This is a genomic window from Halomonas marinisediminis (assembly GCF_004347715.1).
Classification (GTDB): Bacteria; Pseudomonadota; Gammaproteobacteria; order Pseudomonadales; family Halomonadaceae; genus Halomonas; species Halomonas icarae.
The window spans coordinates 1-214 of record NZ_SLTR01000923.1; the positions used below are offsets into that span (position 1 = coordinate 1).

The following is a 214-nucleotide window of genomic DNA, read 5'->3' on the forward strand; positions in this document are numbered from 1 at the left end:
CCAGGTCCATCTGGCCATCGGTGGCGGCCAGGGAGCTTTCCTCGATGATGGTCAGATCACCGGCGCTGGTGTTGGCGGTCACGTCACCGCTGGCGGTGCCGCTGGACGCGCTGTCCAACTGGATACCGCTGCCGGCATTCAGCGCCAGGTTGCCGCTGCCGGCGGTCAGGGTGCTGCCGGCATCCAGGTTATCGATGCCGTCATCGGTCTTGGT

1 protein-coding gene is annotated in these 214 nt (G+C 66.4%); it reads right to left on the bottom strand.

The genetic code is table 11. The features are described 5' to 3' along the window. Positions 1 to 214 (bottom strand): hypothetical protein (locus E0702_RS19525; RefSeq protein WP_205742195.1); only part of this gene is annotated, 214 nt, incomplete at both ends.